At 36.9% G+C, this 19,668-nt stretch carries 13 protein-coding genes; 11 read left to right on the top strand and 2 right to left on the bottom strand.

All coding sequences use genetic code 11. The features are described 5' to 3' along the window. Positions 1-218 precede the first annotated feature (218 nt). The 4 genes from IPI99_05870 to IPI99_05855 all read left to right on the top strand — a co-directional run bounded on the left by IPI99_05870 (position 219) and on the right by IPI99_05855 (position 7,562). Complete coding sequence (locus IPI99_05870; protein MBK7340035.1) at positions 219-482, top strand: hypothetical protein; 264 nt, start codon at positions 219-221, stop codon at positions 480-482. A gap of 59 nt (positions 483-541) precedes the next feature. Beyond that, complete coding sequence (locus tag IPI99_05865) at positions 542-2,143, top strand: hypothetical protein (protein ID MBK7340034.1); 1,602 nt, start codon at positions 542-544, stop codon at positions 2,141-2,143. Positions 2,144-2,167: 24 nt separating this feature from the next. Then, complete coding sequence (locus IPI99_05860) at positions 2,168-6,442, top strand: PKD domain-containing protein (GenBank protein MBK7340033.1); 4,275 nt, start codon at positions 2,168-2,170, stop codon at positions 6,440-6,442. A gap of 607 nt (positions 6,443-7,049) precedes the next feature. Continuing rightward, the gene (locus IPI99_05855) at positions 7,050-7,562 is read left to right on the top strand and encodes a DUF1761 domain-containing protein (GenBank protein MBK7340032.1); all 513 of its coding nucleotides are present in this window, start codon (positions 7,050-7,052) and stop codon (positions 7,560-7,562) included. A gap of 76 nt (positions 7,563-7,638) precedes the next feature. On the opposite strand, the gene IPI99_05850 is transcribed toward IPI99_05855, so the two are convergent. Beyond that, positions 7,639-7,833: a hypothetical protein gene (locus IPI99_05850; GenBank protein MBK7340031.1), complete on the bottom strand. Its 195-nt coding sequence runs from the start codon at positions 7,831-7,833 to the stop codon at positions 7,639-7,641. A 402-nt stretch (positions 7,834-8,235) separates the two neighbouring features. On the opposite strand from IPI99_05850, the gene IPI99_05845 reads away from it, so the two are divergent. The 3 genes from IPI99_05845 to IPI99_05835 all read left to right on the top strand — a co-directional run bounded on the left by IPI99_05845 (position 8,236) and on the right by IPI99_05835 (position 15,304). Next, positions 8,236-12,804 (top strand): CotH kinase family protein, encoded by a 4,569-nt coding sequence (locus IPI99_05845; GenBank protein ID MBK7340030.1) that lies wholly within the window; start codon positions 8,236-8,238, stop codon positions 12,802-12,804. 548 nt (positions 12,805-13,352) lie between these two features. Next, positions 13,353-14,654: a transglycosylase SLT domain-containing protein gene (locus IPI99_05840; protein ID MBK7340029.1), complete on the top strand. Its 1,302-nt coding sequence runs from the start codon at positions 13,353-13,355 to the stop codon at positions 14,652-14,654. Positions 14,655-14,770: 116 nt separating this feature from the next. Continuing rightward, on the top strand, positions 14,771-15,304 hold the full coding sequence (locus IPI99_05835; protein MBK7340028.1) for a hypothetical protein: 534 nt from the start codon (positions 14,771-14,773) through the stop codon (positions 15,302-15,304). Between the two features lie 497 nt (positions 15,305-15,801). Here IPI99_05835 and IPI99_05830 read toward each other — a convergent pair whose 3' ends face one another. Continuing rightward, complete coding sequence (locus tag IPI99_05830; GenBank protein MBK7340027.1) at positions 15,802-16,089, bottom strand: hypothetical protein; 288 nt, start codon at positions 16,087-16,089, stop codon at positions 15,802-15,804. 202 nt (positions 16,090-16,291) lie between these two features. Between IPI99_05830 and serC the strand changes: the two genes are divergently transcribed. The 4 genes from serC (at position 16,292) to fabG (ending at position 19,667) form a co-directional block, all read left to right on the top strand. Continuing rightward, a complete protein-coding gene (gene serC, locus IPI99_05825) occupies positions 16,292-17,362 on the top strand; it encodes a 3-phosphoserine/phosphohydroxythreonine transaminase (GenBank protein MBK7340026.1) in 1,071 nt (356 codons plus the stop codon). 11 nt (positions 17,363-17,373) lie between these two features. Continuing rightward, the gene (locus tag IPI99_05820) at positions 17,374-18,108 is read left to right on the top strand and encodes a M48 family metallopeptidase (GenBank protein ID MBK7340025.1); all 735 of its coding nucleotides are present in this window, start codon (positions 17,374-17,376) and stop codon (positions 18,106-18,108) included. A 156-nt stretch (positions 18,109-18,264) separates the two neighbouring features. Next, positions 18,265-18,813, top strand: coding sequence for a porin family protein (locus tag IPI99_05815; protein ID MBK7340024.1), 549 nt, complete (start codon positions 18,265-18,267; stop codon positions 18,811-18,813). A 107-nt stretch (positions 18,814-18,920) separates the two neighbouring features. After that, positions 18,921-19,667, top strand: coding sequence for a 3-oxoacyl-[acyl-carrier-protein] reductase (fabG, locus tag IPI99_05810; GenBank protein ID MBK7340023.1), 747 nt, complete (start codon positions 18,921-18,923; stop codon positions 19,665-19,667). Position 19,668: the final 1 nt, after the last annotated feature.

Genomic DNA, 19,668 nt, shown 5'->3' with positions numbered 1-19,668 from the left:
TTTTTAAAAATAATTAACGAATTCTTTGGCATTCAGCTCTTTTTGCTTACTTTTGCTTTAAGAATATCCACACACTCATACTCCTATTTTTTTTCATTCCTGATGTATAGCACATATCATTGATTGCTAAACTCATTTCTCAAAGGATGTTTTCATTTGTGACCTGCTCCATGCTCTAAAGAAATTCAATTTTATTAACACATTAAAATTTTTACAAGATGAAAAGATTCTTCTCTCTTACTACTTTGCTTGTTTTAATCACTACCGGATTGAATGACAGCCATGCTCAAGGGATCATAGGGCCAATCAGCCCCTGTAACCACAGCCAGACCAGTTACACGGTTGACATGTCGAGCCTTCCCAGTAATAAAAACTACTCACTCAAGTGGTCACTCCAACTGAATAAAGGAACGATAATCAAAGATAATATCGACCCTTGCGAAGTCATGTGGAATACCTCAGGAGCTGATACCTTATCGTAAAAATAACAGCTACTCAATTCACTCCTGTAGAATATAAACTCGGCATCCAGGTCAATCAAATGGAGGATTTTAAGATTGAGCTAAGTCCAATATATTCATGTCCATATCGAAGTGATATTCATATACCTTCCATATGTGTCAATGATACAATTACCGCAAGTACTATATCCGGCAACGACTATGATTACATTTGGGTATATGATGGCATGCTGATCGGGACTAACTCATCAGTGAAATTCACAAGAAGCACAGCACAGCTAAAAAACCTCTGCCTGCAAGTGACCCATAAAGTCAACAAATGTATTTTTTCTCAATGTATCCCTTTGCAATTTGTTGAAAAACCAATGGCAAAAATTGAACTGATAGACTCCTTTCACCAGCCCCTTATTATCTGTAAAAATGAAGAGATTAGATTCAAAAATAAGTTCATCAATTCACACAGTGCGCAATATGAATGGCAGATTCTTAAAGCGAATCAAATCCTAGCGCGATATTATACTAATGAAATCAGCCATAGATTCACTGTTTCCGGGGAAATCAAAGTAAAACTAATCATCACAAACTGCGCTCAATGTGTGCAGATAGATGAAATGAACCTGACCGTGGAAGACAAAAGAGCCATACTCATCTCGTGTCCTAGCGTGGTATGTCAAGACAGTCAGAAAATAGTGCGTTATACTGCTATGGACAGCTGCTCACAGTTTACATGGCAAGTGATCAATGGTCAAATCGTGGCGCAACAAGGGAATACACTCGACGTCATTTGGTCAGAATATCCTCCCGATGGATTTGGCTACGTCATCCTTGATGCGAGTGCATGTGATAGTACTGTCTGTTCTCAAAGAACCATAGTCAAAGTGCCTATCTTACCGACAAAAGGCGTCGATATAGTTGGACCAAAATTGCTCTGCAATCCTGGTCGCGCTACTTATATGATGCCAAAGTGGCCCGGCGCCATGTATTATTGGTCGGTGAGCCCTATGGATTCGGTGCATATAATCAATTCTGGTGCCAATCTTTCGATTGTCAATATTGACTTCTTAAAAGCAGGAAACTACACCATCTCTGTAAGAGTAGAACATCCCTTGGCGGAATGCAGCTTCACCAAAGAATTGGATGTACTGGTGACTCTATTATCTATTGAGCATCGCGATACATTCTGCTTAGACGAAACCAAATCGTTTGAACTTACAGGACTGCTAAATAGTCCTTATGAAATCATTTGGACTATATACAATCCTCCATTTTCTAAAGCAACAAGTAACACCAGATTATTAGATATCCAAGCATTAGATTGGAAATACACCGGATCAAATACTATTTATACTAAAGTTATGGATAAAAATGGATCGTGCGACGTCAGGAGCGATTTTTTGGTAATCAAACCACCCAAAGACTCCATCGCAGGTCCACGAATCATCTGTCCAGATAGTAGCTATCTCTATAGCTGCAATGATCCAGAAACAGAATGGGATGTCAGAGGTGGAGCAGTCATCCAATCGTCGCCTACTTCGAGAGAAATCCAATGGAATCCAAGTGGGCCTTATTTTATTAAATATAGAAGCAAATTGGCATTCTGTTATTCACATTGGGATAGTATCGAAATTCAATCGCACTTGAGCCAAGAAAGTGGTATTACAGGCCCTACAGAAGTATGTTAAGACAGTCGCAGCAGATACAAGGCAATGTACAGTCCAAAGGCCATCATACAATGGCTATCCCTACCAGATTCCATCGGATCTTTCCAACTCATCAACAATAATGAAATAGAAGTCTATTGGTTGGCATATAAAGACTCTACGGCTACGATAAGAATTCAAGTAAGTGACTGCGGCATGACATACTTTGATAGCCTCGTAGTACATATCAATAAGCGATCTAAAGCAATCATTACGGCTTTGAATTTGTGTCAAGGCAATGATGCAATGTTCTCGGTCAATGCCAATTCTTCAAGCTACCTCTGGGAATTTGGAGATGGAGAGACCAAGACGAGCAACACAAATGAAGCATCTCACCGATATAAAGAGCCTGGGATCTATACCGTAAGAGTCTATTGGGATAAAGGTGGTGATGACTGCATTCTAGGCAGCTATACTCTCAAGGAAATAGAGATCATCGCTACAGAATCACCGAGACTCAGCATGGTTAATCTGGATACGGGAGAAGACATGGGCTGCCTTACAGACGATCCTGTCAATGTGATCATTGTAGCATCGATGCCTCGCAGTCAGAATATAACGAGATATTCATGGTATGTGGGGGATTCATTGTATAGTGACACGGGTAGTACATTGACACTATACCATGCCTATCCAAGCTCACCGACTCTCTGCAATGATATAAAATGTATCCCGCATGGAGTGGATTGTCCTGGAGTAGGAAGCATAGCTGTCGCACCCTGCTCTATTTGTGACAGTGAATGTAGCCCTGATATCACGCAAATCTCTGCTAAATGTGCTAGAATAAATTTTGAAGGTCAATTCATCAATTGGGATGATTCATGTATCGTACCAGACCCTCCTATAGGAGATAAATCATTGAAAGGGGTTTGGCTTATCGATGGCCAAATAGTTAAAGAAATTAGAAGAAAAATTGATTTAGAAAGTCAACAATTTGAAGTACAAGAGGCTGGATGGCATACGCTAAGCCTCAAGGCATATATGCAGGGTGAATCGGATACCACTATAGTCTGTGGCGATACCATCGGCATATATCCCAAGGACGCACTGGGCAACTATCCTCAAGATACCTTCTGCGAGCTAAAAGTGGATACTAGCATCTTGGTCAAAACTGTGGCGAACTTTAAAGGCATCTTCTCATGCAACGGCGACCAATACAAGCTGCGACTCAAAGAGTCATTGAGCTATGTGCCTGGTCTATTTGACCCAAATATCTACCGATGGAAAAATACTGAGACAGATGTAGTACTCGGAGAGGGGAAAGAGATAGAGATCCTAGTAGATGGCGGTACTGAGATCATGGTCCTGCTCGAAGTCTTGGACACCAGCAATCCGAATCAAATTATCTCCTGTACCAAGGAGCAAAGTTTCCAAGCCCCAGACAAATTGTTGGCACCAATTATAATTCATAATCAAGTACTTTGTAATAAAGCTTTTTATGATTTTAAAATCGGCAATGATCTCAAAGATATTGTAGAGATACATTGGGACTTTGGTGATGGCTCAGAATCAAACCAATATCAACCCTCTAAATTATATGATAGCCCAAATACTTATATTATTAAAGTCACACTAGAAAACAAATACGGCTGTATAACAGAAAGCCAAGATACAATATTGGTGAAGCAAAATAGAATAAGTGGCTATATACTTATAGCACCGGATACTTGCAAAAATATACAATTGCTCTATTTTCAAAACACATCGCAGGATCCTGTTTCCAGCTATAAATGGAGCACGGGTTCTACTGATTCATTTACTTATGTGAATAAAGACGGTCAATATATGCTAGAAGTGACTAATCCAATAGGTTGCTACTATAAATTTTCAAGAACAATAAAGAATCAGTTACAATTAGCATTCTTGGATACGATCAAGGGACCGAAACAATTCTGTACAAATGGAGCCTTAGTTAAATACACATATCGAATAAATAGAGATACAAACCTATATAGATATGAATTCAGTATTGAAACTATACCTGCCACAATACCTATCACAAACTATTCGATGAACAATAGTTCAGGAACGATTACAATCACTTTGAATAATCTATTGGGCTATAAGGGCAGTTACTTAATCACAGTTCGGGCATTTAGAAAAGGGTCGAATATTCTATGTGACGAATTGGTGTATGAATTTAAAGCAAATGAAGCACAGATCCCTTATCCAAAAATTGACTCAACTTCGATTCAATGTGATCCATTTTCAGCCAGATTATATGATTCACTAGGAAGGAATATCATTTGGACTGATTTCAATATTACATCAAATGAAATTATTATCACAAAACCTGGTTTTATACAAACAAAACTAATAAGTATAGATGGTTGCATTTCGAACAAATCAATTTTATTAGATCCTTTACCCGATTTTTCATTTTTCTTATCGGGATGTTATGAAAGATGTGACACAACGATATACACCAATAAGCTCGTTATTCCAGGAAGTGCAGACACTAGAAAGTATAAAAAATGGGCATACATCCAAGACGACAATGTCATTTTATCAGGACAAAATAGTGTGGTAGGCGATCTTCATCTCGGTGTCGAAAACGAAGGAAAAATTTATCTTGTACTAGAAAATTATCTTGGATGTAAAGATACATCAGAAGCATTTTGTCTTGTGATAAAATACTGTCGTGATACTTTTGTCTGTGACTCATTACATATACTCTATGACAGTATAACTGTCATAAAAGATAGTATAAATTGCGTCAATGGCGAACAGTATTTCACCATAAAAGCCGAACTAGCGACCAATCCTATCACAGATATATGTGCGCCTAATCCAATCCTAATTACAAATGCAGTATGGACTAAACCGGTGCAAGCAAGAAGGAACGGAGGAAAATGGATCTTGGATCAAGGTCAATTTAAATTATCAAAAGAGCAATGCGAATCTGTAACTAAAGCCACAATAAAACTGTGCTACAATAACATTGAATGTGATGTTGATATACCATTTACATTAGATTGTACTGATGATTGTTTTGATTGCTCTGTTGTGCCTAACTTTAGTTGCCCACATATTTATATCCAACAAGTTAGTTTTGACTGTGCTAGTCAATCAGGCTTCTATACCATTAATGGTGAATTGGCGGCACCATCAGGATGGAGTATATGTAGTCCAAACCCAATAGAATTAGATAGTTTAGTTTGGGATGAATTACCTACAGTTACTCAAAATCCATTATATCCACAGTTGTTTACTATTACCGGAGGCAAGTTTAAAATTCCTTTGAACCAATGCACTGGAAGTCTAAAAGTCAGAATACGATTATGCAAAGGAGCGACAGTGTGTAAGAAGGAGTATGTCTGGCCATTTGCATGCTATGGTCAAGGTCAATGTTATGATGAGCAAGTTACAATCCAATTAAATGGTGAAGGACCTAGTATTAAAATGAATATAACTGGCATGGTGGATAATATATTGAATTGTAACCCAACGTATCCATATCTAAGAGCAGTATTGTATTATTGGCCTCAGTGTACACAAATGATAGCTCAAAAAACGATTACCAAACCACAGTATGGAGAAAGTTATAATTTTGATTTTACACTCTTTCCACCTATACAAACCTGTTATTGTGTAAGATTATTTTATTGCACTGCATTGATTGGGGGAAATTGTATTCCAGCATGTACATTTAATTCATGTAATGGTTATTATGGGGATTTAAGAACTGGAACAGATGGAAATATTAATACAAATATTACTTGTGTTGAAAACAATCCTATTGCAGGTTTAAACAGTTACAACTTTAATATAAACTATGGAGGAACAGGAACTGGTGTTATCATAGATAGTCTGAATATAATTACTAATAATATTTCAATCAATGGAATTTCTAAAACTAATGGTGAACTCAATGGCTCCTTTACATTACCAGATACCATTAGTAATATTAATTTCGAAATTTTTGTAGGGAATCAAAATTATTCCGAATCAACAGTAATTGTGTTAGGTAATAGTACTTTGCCTCCGTGCGGTCAAATCAGTAATCAGAGATCAAGAACAGTTTTTAATTATGATTTGCAAATTACTCCAAATCCAAGTAATGAAAGTACGATCGTAAATTACAAATACAACAAAGATTGTAAGAAATGTTATTTACGATTATTTAATTATTCAGGAGAAGAAATCACAATTAAAACCCCTTGTGATCTCAGCAACAAGTTAGAAATTAATACAAGTAAATACGCAGAAGGAATTTACGTAGTGGTGCTTGAAGAAGATGGAATTTTCAGGTCTATGGAAAGATTAGTTATCATGCGTTAGAAATAATTTCAATAACTACAATAATAAAGGCGAGGAATCCTCGCCTTTATCATTTCCTGAAATGGACATGAGTTCAATTATCCCAGATTCCGCATTAGGGAAAAAGAAGTTATTCTGTGGTCAGAATCCTACAGCTTAGCGTTAGAAAAAAAGTCATATGAAATTCGAGCTATCCTTTACAAATAAAGAGCTTACACCATGGCATGGATTGGTTTTTTTGAAGTAAATGTTAGACAAAATTGACTCTAGGGGGCAAGTTGAATCTCGCCATCCATTATCCGGTCAAAGTTCTCATATAGGTCATTGTGTTCCTGTATTCTTAGAGTCATTCGTAAGCAGAATTTGGTGTAGGGCCAAACGATTTTTGCATAAGGATTCACTAGTGCTGATCATGCTCTTACTAAAGTCTTTAATGAGAAGCAAGTTCAAGGTCAAGATGCATACCAGAGATATCTAAGCAAACTTGATCAGAAAACAAACATTAAAGTAAATCGCCATTTTCATTCATGGGTCTTTATCTCCTTGCAACTCAAAAAAATACAACTTTTCCAAAAAACCAAAGAATTGTTTACTTTTGATCATTAAAACTTAAACAAAATCATTTTTTATGGAAGGACTAATTCACATTAATTGGATTGCACTTTTTGTAGCATCATTAATCCCTTTTGTCACAGGATTTATATTTTATCATCCCAAAGTTGCCGGCACAAAGTGGATGGTGGCAGCAGGACTAACAGAAGAACAATTGAAAGGTGCTAATATGGGCCTCATTTTTGGGGTATCTTTTATCCTAAACTTTATGATTGCATTCGGAATACAATTTTTTGTGATCCATCAGTGGGGCATGATCGGTGTACTGATGGGTGGGCAGGATGCAATGAATCCAAGCTCTGAAGCAGCTCAGACTGCAAGGACGCTTTTCGAGAAATATGGCAATAATTTTCGCACTTTTAGACATGGGGCAATGCATGGAGGATTTGCAGGTTTGCTGATAGCATCCGCAATTATTGGTGTCAACTCAATGTTTGAAAGAAGGTCATTCAGTTATATTTTGATCAATGGAATATACTGGATCATCACTTTAGCATTGGTTGGCGGTCTAGTCTGCGCATGGGTTTAATGAAATAAAAATCCTTTTCACTTTAAACCATTATTTCAATTTGGAAAATTGAGATAATGGTTTTTTTATGACTCTATCACTTCATTTGCCTCATCCAGGTGGCCATTGATAGAATCAATGTAATTGCAAAAATGATATATAACAGAACAATATAATCACTAACCAACTTTGGAAAATAATGACCAAGAATCAGATAAGCAGAACCAATGCAAAGTTTTAAAGGAATCAGTTCTGCATTGGTCCAGGTTGATTTTTTTGAAAAAAGATTCATAATAATTTTTTACAATTGAAAAATTTGTACCGACATTTCAAGTTGTTCTACAAGATTTTAATAAATAAACAACAATTGTTGATTGAACATTAAACCATGTAAAATCCTTTAATAATGCAAGCTTCTTAATCATAATCTATTGGGCTTGCAATTTATAAATTTTGCTTTTCTCTATCCCGGATATTTTTACAAAGATACGACGTTAATTATCTATAAAACCGGCGATCACCATAAGCTTTTTTTAACATGTTATGACTATAAATTCGCCCAAGGATGCTGCATCACCCTTCCTGTAATGATTTAGAATTTTACAAATCCGAAAATCGGGAAAACCAGTACATTTGCGTGGCCTCAAGCTTCATAATTTAGATAGATTCCATTAAAAAATTACCTGTGTTCGCGATGACAAAACAATTGATTATCATGTGTTTGAGTCTGCTCTTAATTGAGTCCAGCCTCAATTCGCAAGTGTGGATTAATGAATTCCTGGCTTCCAATGTCGGCAATTTGGCTGATCCGCAATACGGTGTCTATTCGGACTGGATTGAGCTCTATAATGAAGGAAGCACATCAATCAATCTGAGTGGTTGGTCACTGTCTGATGAGGAGACCAATAATCCCACCTGGCATTTCCCTCAAAATATAAGCATAGCCCCAAAATCATATTTGCTGGTTTGGGCGGATGGACAAAACACCGGGCTGTATACAGATTTTAAACTCAGCGCGGACGGAGAAAGCGTGGTGCTGTATAATTCTGTTGGTCAATTGGTAGACTTCCTCCCTTTTGGTTCTCAAAATCAGGACGTTTCTTACGGAAGAAAAACGGATGGTTCTAAAGATCTCGGTTTATTTACAACACCAACTCCCGGTAAATCTAATAATTCAAGCAAATTCTTTTCATCAGCAGTCGAACAAGTGCCCGTTTTTTCAGTTAACGGAGGATTTTTTAGCAAGGCCATTGAGCTTGATATCAAAAATCTGTACAATACAGGGACAATCAGATTTACATCAGACGGTTCGGATCCATCTGAAACCAGTTTAATATTTTCAGTTCCAATATTGATTAATCAAACCACAGTTGTTAAAGCCCGGATGTTTTATCCAAACCAAATCCCAGGTCCAATTGTGACAAATACCTACTTTATCAATGAAAAATTTGAGCAACGCAAGTTGCCTGTACTTTCTTTATCCACTCACCCTGATTATTTCTATGGAAAAGATAGTGGATTGTATGTACAAAATTTTAAACCTGAGTGGGAATATCCCATCCATTTGGAATTCTATCAAAATGATGGCTTGCTTGGATTTCATCATGATGCAGGTGTACAAGTAGGGGGATTGAATGCCTGGATATTACCTCAAAAACTCCTCAATATTTATTCGCGAAAAGCCTATGGATCAGGTAAATTCAATTTCCAGATTTTTCCCCGAAATAAAAGAAATGAATTTGGAGACCTGATTTTAAGATGCTCTGGTAATGATTGGTCAAATACCCTCTTTAGAGATGGACTTATGCAATCATTAATACATGATTATGCAGACTTGGATGCTCAGGATTTTAGACCAACGTCTGTTTATATAAATGGCAAATATCTTGGAATACATAATATCAGAGAAAAACAAGACGCTGACTACTGTAATTATTACCACCAAATCAATGAAGATAGTTTGGACTATATTGAAAATAATACAGAAGTAAAAGAAGGCAATTTAAATTCATACAATTCCATGGTCGGCCTGCTGAGTGCAGGGGTTCAGTCCGATACCAATTTTGCTTTGTTACAGTCGATAATGGACACTAAAAACTATACTGACTATATTATCTCACAAATATTTTCGGCAAATACTTCTTGGGGTCATAATGTATCCTGTTTCAAAAATCGGTCCGGAGCAAATCAATGGAGGTGGTTATTGCATGATTATGATCGTGGTTTTGACTTGGCCAACGTCAATTCTACCGGGATGAATTGGGCAACCGCCACAAATGGACAATCTTATAGCAATCCTGCATGGGCAACTTTGTTTTTGCGCAAAATGCTGGAAAATAACAACTACAAAAAGGCGTTTATCTCACGATTTGCTGATCATTTATACGTGAGTTACCATCCTGTAACCATTGAGAATAAAATAAATTACTTTGCAAATCTCATCAGATCGGAGATGCCTTACCAAATAGCGAGGTGGAAAGGCACAACATCTTCTTATGGAGACGCCATACCCACTTTAGAATTTTGGGAAAATGAAGTTTCGCAACTAAAAGAATACGGCATACAACGCAATGCATTTATGTGGACTGATCTTCTTAACTTTTTTAATTTGGCTGGACTAAGCACATTAAATTTATATATAAGTTCAACTGATGCCGGTACTATCAAATTACATGATTTTAAAATTCCTACATTTCCTTGGAAAGGAACTTATCTCCAAAAAATTGAATTGACACTACAAGCTAATGCTAATCCGGGTTTTCAATTCCACCATTGGGAAAAAATAATGACCAGTGCGCATAGTATTTTTCCTCTGCAAAGTACCTGGAAATACAGAGATGAGGCTCTGGCACCTCCGGCTGATTGGAACAGTCCGAATTATGATGATAGAAATTGGACTCAAGGAAAAGCTGAATTTGGATATGGTGACGGTGATGAAGCGACAACCCTCCAATATGGGAATGATCCAAACAACAAAACAATCACATATTATTTCAGACAAAACTTCCATATAGATACAATATCAAATATTGTGAATTTATTTTTTCGCTTTAAGGCAGATGATGGAGCAGTTATTTATGTCAATGGCAAAGAAATTTATCGTTTCAATGTTCCTTCACAGCCAACTAAAATTGAATTCAATACTCTAGCCAGTAGTAATATCAGTGGCACAGCGGAAAATGAATTTAGATCCATAGAAATTCCAAAAACAACCTTACAATCAGGAGAAAATCTGATCGCTGTGGAGGTCCACCAGGTGAATCCAAGCAGTTCTGATATCAGTTTTGAAGGAGAACTTTTAGCTGAATATGTAAGTTCGGTGACAATTGTTCAATACTCTCCGATTTATTCATTGCAACTGGAAAAAGAAGCGAGCAATCTAAGGGCTGTATTTGAAATCGATGGTCATTGTGGTATACTATCTGAAAACATCTCCACAGATACAAAACTGGTCAAAGCCTGTTCCCCATATATCGCAACAGGAAATGTCCTTGTAAAAACCGGAGTTAAATTGAGTATTGAACCCGGAGTTGAAATCAAATTTCCGGCAGCTTGTAATTTAATAATCAATGGGCATCTCGATGCTCAAGGCTCAGAAAAAGAACCAATCATCTTTAGTGGCCTTAATGACAAAACAATATGGGGAGGATTATTCTTCCAAAACTCTGACAGCACTAATTTCCTCAATTTTGCTCAATTTACAAACGCAAGTGCTGGCTTAGATCGCACCTATCAACCAGCAGCCATCAGTTGTTATCATGCTGATCTTTCAATGGATCATTTACAGTTGACAAATGTGATGGACAATCCTATATTTTCACGATTTTCAAACATCGTATTAAGAAACTCCAATATAAAATCTAAAGTAACAGGAGATTGTATCAATGTGAAGCAAGGATTTGCTATTGTTGAGAATTGTGAATTTGAGGGATCTATAGAACAAGATATGGATGCTATTGATTATGATGGAGTTAAAAATGGAATCGTAAAAAACAACATCATTCATGATTTTAGAGGCGACAACAATGATGGGTTAGATATTGGAGAAAAGTGTGAAAATCTTGAAATCGAAAATAATTATATTTATCATTGCTTCGACAAAGGCATTTCTGTTGGACAGCAATCGACAGCAAGCTTGTTTGACAATACAATTGTTTACACGACTATTGGCATCGCACTGAAAGATCAAAGCAAAGCTACCATTGATCATTGCACTTTTTTTGGGAATCAGCAAGGAGTATCTGCTTACGAGAAAAACTCAGGCTTATTAGGAGGGTCTGGTATAATCACAAACTGTATTGTAAGTAATGCCTCATCCGACGCTTATCGCGCTGATACATTCAGCAGTTTAAACTTTGTTGATTGTCTATCGGATTTGGATCCGGGATTACCTAATCGTGGTGATATAAATGAAAATCCCGAATTTGTGAACCCAACGTATTACAATTTTCAACTCAAGTCAGGGTCACCTGCGATAGGCAAGGCATCAGATGCATCAAATCTTGGAACAAGAAATGTACGGCCGCAATCTGAAATCTACCAACTTTTGATTTCCGAGATCCTTTATGATGATTCACTCAGTAATTATCCTGAATATTTAGAAATTTACAATCCAGGGAATAAAGATATTTCATTAGCCAACTATAGAATATCTGAAGGGGTAGAATATGTTTTCGAAACTCCTGCTATTATTCATGCAAAAGAAGCTATCATTATCACCAGTGACAAAATCAAATTTAGTCAATTTCAGGGACAAGTTTTCCAATGGACTGACGGTAAATTAAAAAATGAAGGTGAAAGAATTCTTCTATTCGACAAGGATGGAATCCTCGTCGATTTTGTCAATTTTGACAATAAAGCACCTTGGCCTCCAGTTAATATGCTTGGTGGAAAATCCATTGAACTCATTAGTGCCAATTTGGACAATCATTTTGGTTCGAACTGGAAATACAGTGAGACTACAGGAGGAAGTCCAGGTAGCTTTACAGAAATCTCTAATGCGGATCAAGTTCAAAATTCATCCTTTAAATTAAGACCTCAACCTGCTTCAGATTGGGTTGAATTGGAATTTGAACATTCGGTAAACGATGCAAATTGTTATGTTTATAATATGTTGGGAGTTTGTTGTTCGGCCCAAAAAGCAAATGGTATAAATTTAAAAATTAACCTAATCGACAAGAACTTTTCTGATGGAAATTATTTAGTTCAGGTGATAGATAAAAATGGAACAAGCAGTTCACAACTATTAAGCATTGTTAAATAATTGCTATTGACTTTCTGGATATTTTTTGAATTTTATTATTAGTTATTCAGTGCTTCAGAAAGATTCATGCTCCACTTGTACACAAGATTTATCCTTTAATGGAATATTTCCAAAGAATTAGTTCATGATATTATTCATTTTATTTTGTTCAGAGACTAAGTTATACTACACACCATTATAGTCCTGTCCTATTCCACGTAGGTATCAAGCAAATATTGATTTGCGACAAATAAACTTCAATTTTATAAGAAACAGTCTCGTTGAGAAATGTTATTGATTTTTTACTAATGCAAATTTATTCCATGTATTTTCATTTGATTTTGAATCTATTATCACAATTTGACCACTTATTTTAATTGTGGCTTATTTTATATTAATATTTTTAGTAATGTGTATTAACACCATATTTAGGCGGTTAACTTTTACTTTACACAAATTTATTATACCTTTGCGTTTCTGTTTTCGCAGATCATGCTCGATTTTATGAAATTAAATTTCTAGAATTAAGCCTACTGCCAACCCATTCATCGATCCTTATTTTACATTTTATGCGTTTGACGGCTTCATTATTTATTGGTTTTATCTTGCTCAGCGCTTGGACTTTTGCGCCTGCGGGTACTGGCGTCCCATCTGACAAACCAGGTTCACCTATTGTTGTGGGCAGTCCATTTTTTGAAGATGAAGTAAAAGCAAGGCTTTCAGGTATGTATAGCATTGTAGGCGAGGTGCCTATTGATGAAGATGTAATGGATCAGGTTAAGAGATTTGTGTCAGTGGATAGAACTGCCAGTAAAATGCTATTGCAGAGAAGGGAGCAATTTTTTCCAGTATTGGACAAGTTGTTTATGGAAGCCGATCTCCCTTCTGATTTGAAGTTCTTAGCCGCAATCGAATCCGGTCTCAATCCGGCAGCCAAATCGGGAGTTGGTGCAGCAGGTTTATGGCAATTCATGCCAGGTACCGCAAAAATCTTAGGTTTAAAAGTTGATGCAGCCATGGATCAGCGGTTGGACGTTGTTCTTTCAACTAAAGCAGCAATCAAATACCTTCAAAAACTTTACAATCTTTTTGGAGATTGGGCGCTGGCATTAGCAGCTTATAACTGTGGAGAGCAAAAAATCATAGACCTAATTGACTCAGGAGTACCCAAAAATTTTTGGGAAATGCGAAAGTATTTGCCTAGGCAGACACAACTTTTTGTTCCCGCGTTCATCGGTATGAACTATATGATGCAATTTTATGGCGAACATGACCTGCTTCCGGATGCAGATGAGCCATTACATTTACCATTGTCATATGCCAAAGTATACAAGGAAATGCAGGTCTCTGACTTGCTATCCAGTACCAAAATAGATAAAGACATCTTTTATTTTTACAACCCTGCATATAGAAAAGGTAATATTCCAGGCAAAAAAGAAGGAATATTCATTGCACTTCCAGATAGTCTAATGAGTTCTTTTGTCGATTACTATGTTATCAAATTTGAAACAAAGGACGGCTTAACCCCTGAAGAGGTTCGCTCTTTAAATCCTGAAGACAATTATCTGGAAGTGATCAGTTTCTCCAGACCATATGTTTTCCAGCCTGAAGGCGTTATCAGTTACCTCTCAACTGAAGTGGCTTATACAAAACCAGAGATCATTCCTACTAAAGAAAAACTTGCAGACCTTTCTCCAAATTTAGAAGAAAGCAGGCTGATTCGACACATTGTGAAAGCCAAGGAATCCATTGCTGATGTGGCCATCCAATATCCTAATGTTGGAATACGCGACTTGATAGATTGGAATCAACTCGACATTTCACAGGCTTTACAGCCTGGGCAAATCCTTTTGATCAGAAATCGGAGCTAAAAGAGAACTTCACTGACTCCTTAATTAACTTATTATTTTAACAAAGCTTAATCCGTATTAACAGCAAGGTTTAAATGTCATAATACATTTGCGCTAAAATTAAAATCCAACACACAATGAAAAATTTAGCAATCGTATTATTTGTTTCTCTTTTGATCGTTTCTTGCAAAAACAACGAACAATTTCGTGCACCAATTGATGCTTTAGCAGCAGACTGGGAAAAATCTACTGGTAATGTAGCAGAAATTGGAAATTTAATTTCAGGACTTCAGTCTAATTTGACTTCAATGAAAGACAGTTTCGTTGTTGATCCAAAATTGAAATTGACGCCAACGGCAACAGCTACAATTGACTCTTTGAAAAATACCTACATGGCGTCCTTAAATAACGTTGAAGGTTTGACTAAAGGTTATTCAGAGTTTTCAACAAAATGGACTGATCTTACTAGCAAAATGAACAGCCTTAAAGAAGGTTTGGCAGCAAACAAATTGGAAGGAGACGTTATGGCTCAAATCAATGAATTGAAAAATTCTGTAGCTGAGGCTACTACAATGACTGAAGGTTACAAATCAAAGTTAGAAATGATCAGAGCAAACTCAATGTCTGTATATCAAAGTTTCAAAGCAGCATTGATGCCTGCAAAAAAATAAGTCTTGAGTGACATACATTCAGTCTAAAATAGTCTGAACCAAGTTCACTTTAGGAATGAAGAATTAAGAAAAGAGTCTGGAAATATTCCAGGCTCTTTTTTCTTTATGACCTTTAGAGTTTATAACATCTATACTCCATGAATTGAGTAACTTGTTTCACCCACATTTTTACTTTTAGATTCGTATTGAGAATCAAACCAACAATAAAATCATGGGTTTTGATGTAACCGGATGATTTCGCCAAGCGAAAAACGAAAGAGCAATTTTACTGGATTATGAGGGAATCGATCAAATTTTCGCTTGGCATTGCAATAGCAAATCATTGAATAAACAATTGTTTTTTTCAAATTCCATTAGTAACTATAATGATTGAACTAAGTGCAGTTGAACTTTTGGCTTGTCTAAAAGATATCTATCCTTGCTAATCAAGCACATTATAACGAATTGATTTTGAAATCAATTTGCTATGTAATACAAATTAAGCAATATCATTTGGGTTAGTAGTCCAGAAAAGTAATTCTACAAGCATCATCCGTATATCCGGTCACCATTCGTTCATTATCTCGAGCCAGAAATAATGCTTTGATAATATTAGCATCAGTTGTTGCCCCAATATAATTTTGATTGGCACCGGGAAACTTATACGCGAATACACGACCATCATTATAAATTCTCAATCGTGAAATTTTGACCCCTGAAAATACTGCACCACAACTACCCTTACTTGATTCGTGTTCGAGTTGTAAACCGTTCTTGCTTTTTGTGGTGCTTGACTTTTTTTTCATCACTTTCGTTTTTTCAGTTGGTGAGTTTGTTTTTGATCTTAGTTTTGCCATATTCACTTTATTATATTAGTGTCGATTTATGGTAAAATATTCCAATTTTCAGTTTCTAATGTTCATTTTTTTTCAAATTAGATATCGATTTCCTTTTGTACGCAACATCTTACGTCTGAATCCTTAACTTTGAGCCAAATTATACAAATTGATGAAAAAGCATAATTTTTACGCCGGGCCAGCGATATTGCCTCAATCTGTCTTACAGGAAGCAGCTCAGGCTGTTTTGGATTTTAACGGAAGTGGGCTTTCTCTACTTGAAATTTCTCATCGAAGTAAAGATTTTGAAGCTGTAATGCATGAATCCGACGAAAGAGTGAAGAAACTTCTTCAGATTGGTGATGAATATGCAGTGCTTTTTCTTGGTGGAGGTGCAAGTTCTCAATTTTCAATGGTTCCAATGAATCTATTACGAGATGGTGAAAAAGCCTATTACAGCAATACCGGAGTATGGGCCAGTGGTGCGATCCGTGAAGCAAAATTATTCGGTCAGGCAGTGGTTTTGGCAAGTTCAGAATCTGACCAATTTAGGCATATACCGAGAGATTATAATATTCCAAATGATGGTGCTTATTTCCACATGACATCAAACAATACAATATATGGCAGTCAATACCACTGGTGGCCTCAATCGGAATTGCCATTGATTTGCGATATGTCGTCTGATTTATTTTCCAGACCTGTAGAAGGCAATAAATTTGGGCTCATCTATGCCGGGGCACAAAAAAACCTGGGACCTGCAGGTGTCACACTTGTGGTAATCCACAAAAATCTGATATCTAGAAGTGGGCGCAAACTACCTGCAATGTTGGATTATAAAACACATGCGGAAAAAGGATCAATGTACAACACGCCTCCAGCATTCCCAATCTATGTTAGTTTGTTGACAATGAGATGGATTGAAAAAATAGGAGGACTGGAAAAGATTCAGGCTTTAAATCAAGCAAAAGCCAATTTGCTATACGCTGAAATTGATCGCAATTCATGTTTTGAAGGCACTGTTAAAGTTGAAGATAGATCTCTGATGAATGTTGTTTTTGTACCAAAAAAACAAGAATACGAAAGCATGTTTTTGGAACGATGCAAAGCTGCTGGTTGTGTTGGTCTGAATGGTCACAGATCCGTAGGTGGTTTTAGAGCATCACTTTACAATGCATTAGAACTATCCAGTGTTGAAACATTGGTAAATCTTATGCAGGATTTCGAAAAAAATGTCGGATAAGTCTTTTACATATGATCAGGAGGACAAAGCTCCGATTTGACGAACTTAATATCTTGCTGGAAATCCACCTGGAAAGACGTTCTTCTGCACGGGTATCTTTGGGTAAGGATAAGGCAATCCTTAGAATCCCTTTTCTGAGTTCAATCCCCGATACAGAAAAACATATTGAATGGGCAAAAAACTGGATTGGTGATCGAATCAAAAGTGATGCTTCACTAAAAGAAAGATATTCTGCCAAAGCATACGTCAGTGGAAAAAAATATATGGTACTCGGGGAAGAGATCGTCCTCCAAGTTGTTGAAAAAGGTACAGATCAGGTAGCCAAGGCTAATCTGGTAGAAAATACTCTTCAGATCTATCTTCCTGAAGGATTGGAAGACGATCAAAAAAAAGAGGTCTGCTCTACTGTTATTCATGGCTTGATTAGCAGACGTTTCTTACCTCGGTTGAAGATGAGAGTTTTTGAATTGAACCACAAGCATTATCAGCGAACTTACCGAAATGTAAAGATTAGGCATAATCACAGTAATTGGGGATCTTGCAGTACTGCAGGTAACCTGAGTTTTAGTTCCAGACTTTTATTGACTCCTTTGTTTGTGTACGATTATGTAATCATACATGAACTCGCACATTTGGTCGAACACAACCATTCAGACAGATTTTGGGCCCAGGTAGCCAGGGCTATGCCGGATTTTCAGAGAGCTGAGGATTGGTTGCGTATCCATGGAGAAAAATGCTTTTGGTAATTACTTATTTGATTGTCTTTGCTTTATATATATAAAATAATCGGAAATATTTTTTTTAAAAGCTTTAAGAATAGAAAATAATACATTCAAATACTTGGTATATAAAATATTTCTATACTTGTGGCAAATTTTTAATCACAATCAAAACTTAAAACAATGAAAAGATTCTTTCAACTATTGGTGCTTTTGGCATTTGTATCAGTTTCAGCTTCGGCACAAGGAAACCTATTCGTAGGTGGTCAATTAAGTTTTTCAAGCAATGATTCAGAAAACTCATTTACAGTGTCCCCTAATCTTGGATACAGGATCAATGAGCACATGGTACTCGTAGGAGCAGTTGGTTTTACTTCAGGAACCACAGATAAAGATTTGATCTCAGAAACAAAAACGAGCGGATTTGGTCTTGGTGCAGAATTGAGATATGGCTGGATGTCAGGAGATAATGTATTTTGGTTTCTTGCGCCGGGAGTTAATTTCGGATCTTCGAAAGTAACAATAAGTGACGTTGATTCAAAATCAACAAACTTTGGAATTGCCCTTCGCCCAGGTATATCTTATCAAATGTCTGACAGATGGTCAGTAACTTCTCATTTTGGCAGTTTAGCATATGATAGCGTAAAACCTAAAGATGGAGATGCTGTAAATACATTCGGTTTGAATTTGGACTTAGACAATATTGATTTCGGTTTGAGCTTCCATTTCTAATCATTAAAAATTAAAGTCAATTAGAAGGCAGTCCTCCGAGGCTGCCTTTTTTATTTGTAGGCTAAGCGGATTTAACTTAGTTTAGCATCTCAATTGCAAACTATTTTATGCAAATTTTACAATCCAAAACAGCTCTAGTCACAGGCGGAAGCAGAGGAATAGGTGCTGCCATAGCAGAAAGATTGGCCTCTGAGGGTGCCAACGTGGCCATAAGCTATCAGTCTTCCCCTGAAAAAGCGAATGAGCTTATTCAGAAATTACAATCTTATGGTATTCAAGCCAAAGCATATCAATCCAATGCAGCTGATTTTCAGCAAAGCGAACTTTTGGTCCAAAACGTAATTCAAGAACTCGGAGGATTGGATATCCTAGTCAACAATGCTGGGATTACAAAAGACAATCTGTTGCTCAGGATGACTGAAGAACAATGGGACTCTGTCATCAATACCAATTTGAAGTCGGTTTTTAATCTCACCAAATTCGCCACAAAACATATGATGCGTCAACGATCGGGCAGCATCATCAACATCAGCTCTGTGGTAGGCGAATTTGGAAATGCCGGGCAATCCAACTATGCGGCGTCGAAAGCCGGTATAGCAGGTTTTACCAAATCTATAGCAAAAGAACTTGCCTCCAGAAATATTCGATGCAATGCAATAGCTCCAGGGTTTATAGAAACGGATATGACCCATGTTTTGGACGAAGCTACGAAAGCTACTTTCATCAAAAACATTCCTCTAGGAAGGTTGGCATCGGTAAAAGAGGTAGCAGATGTGGTGCTTTTCCTTGCCGGAGAGCAATCCTCATATGTTACAGGTCAGATCATCAGTGTCTGTGGCGGGATGAACATCTAAA

This window comes from Saprospiraceae bacterium, from assembly GCA_016710235.1.
In the GTDB taxonomy this organism is placed as follows: domain Bacteria; phylum Bacteroidota; class Bacteroidia; order Chitinophagales; family Saprospiraceae; genus Vicinibacter.
The sequence above is the reverse complement of the archived record's forward strand: the minus strand, read 5'-3'. Positions and strand labels throughout refer to the sequence as shown.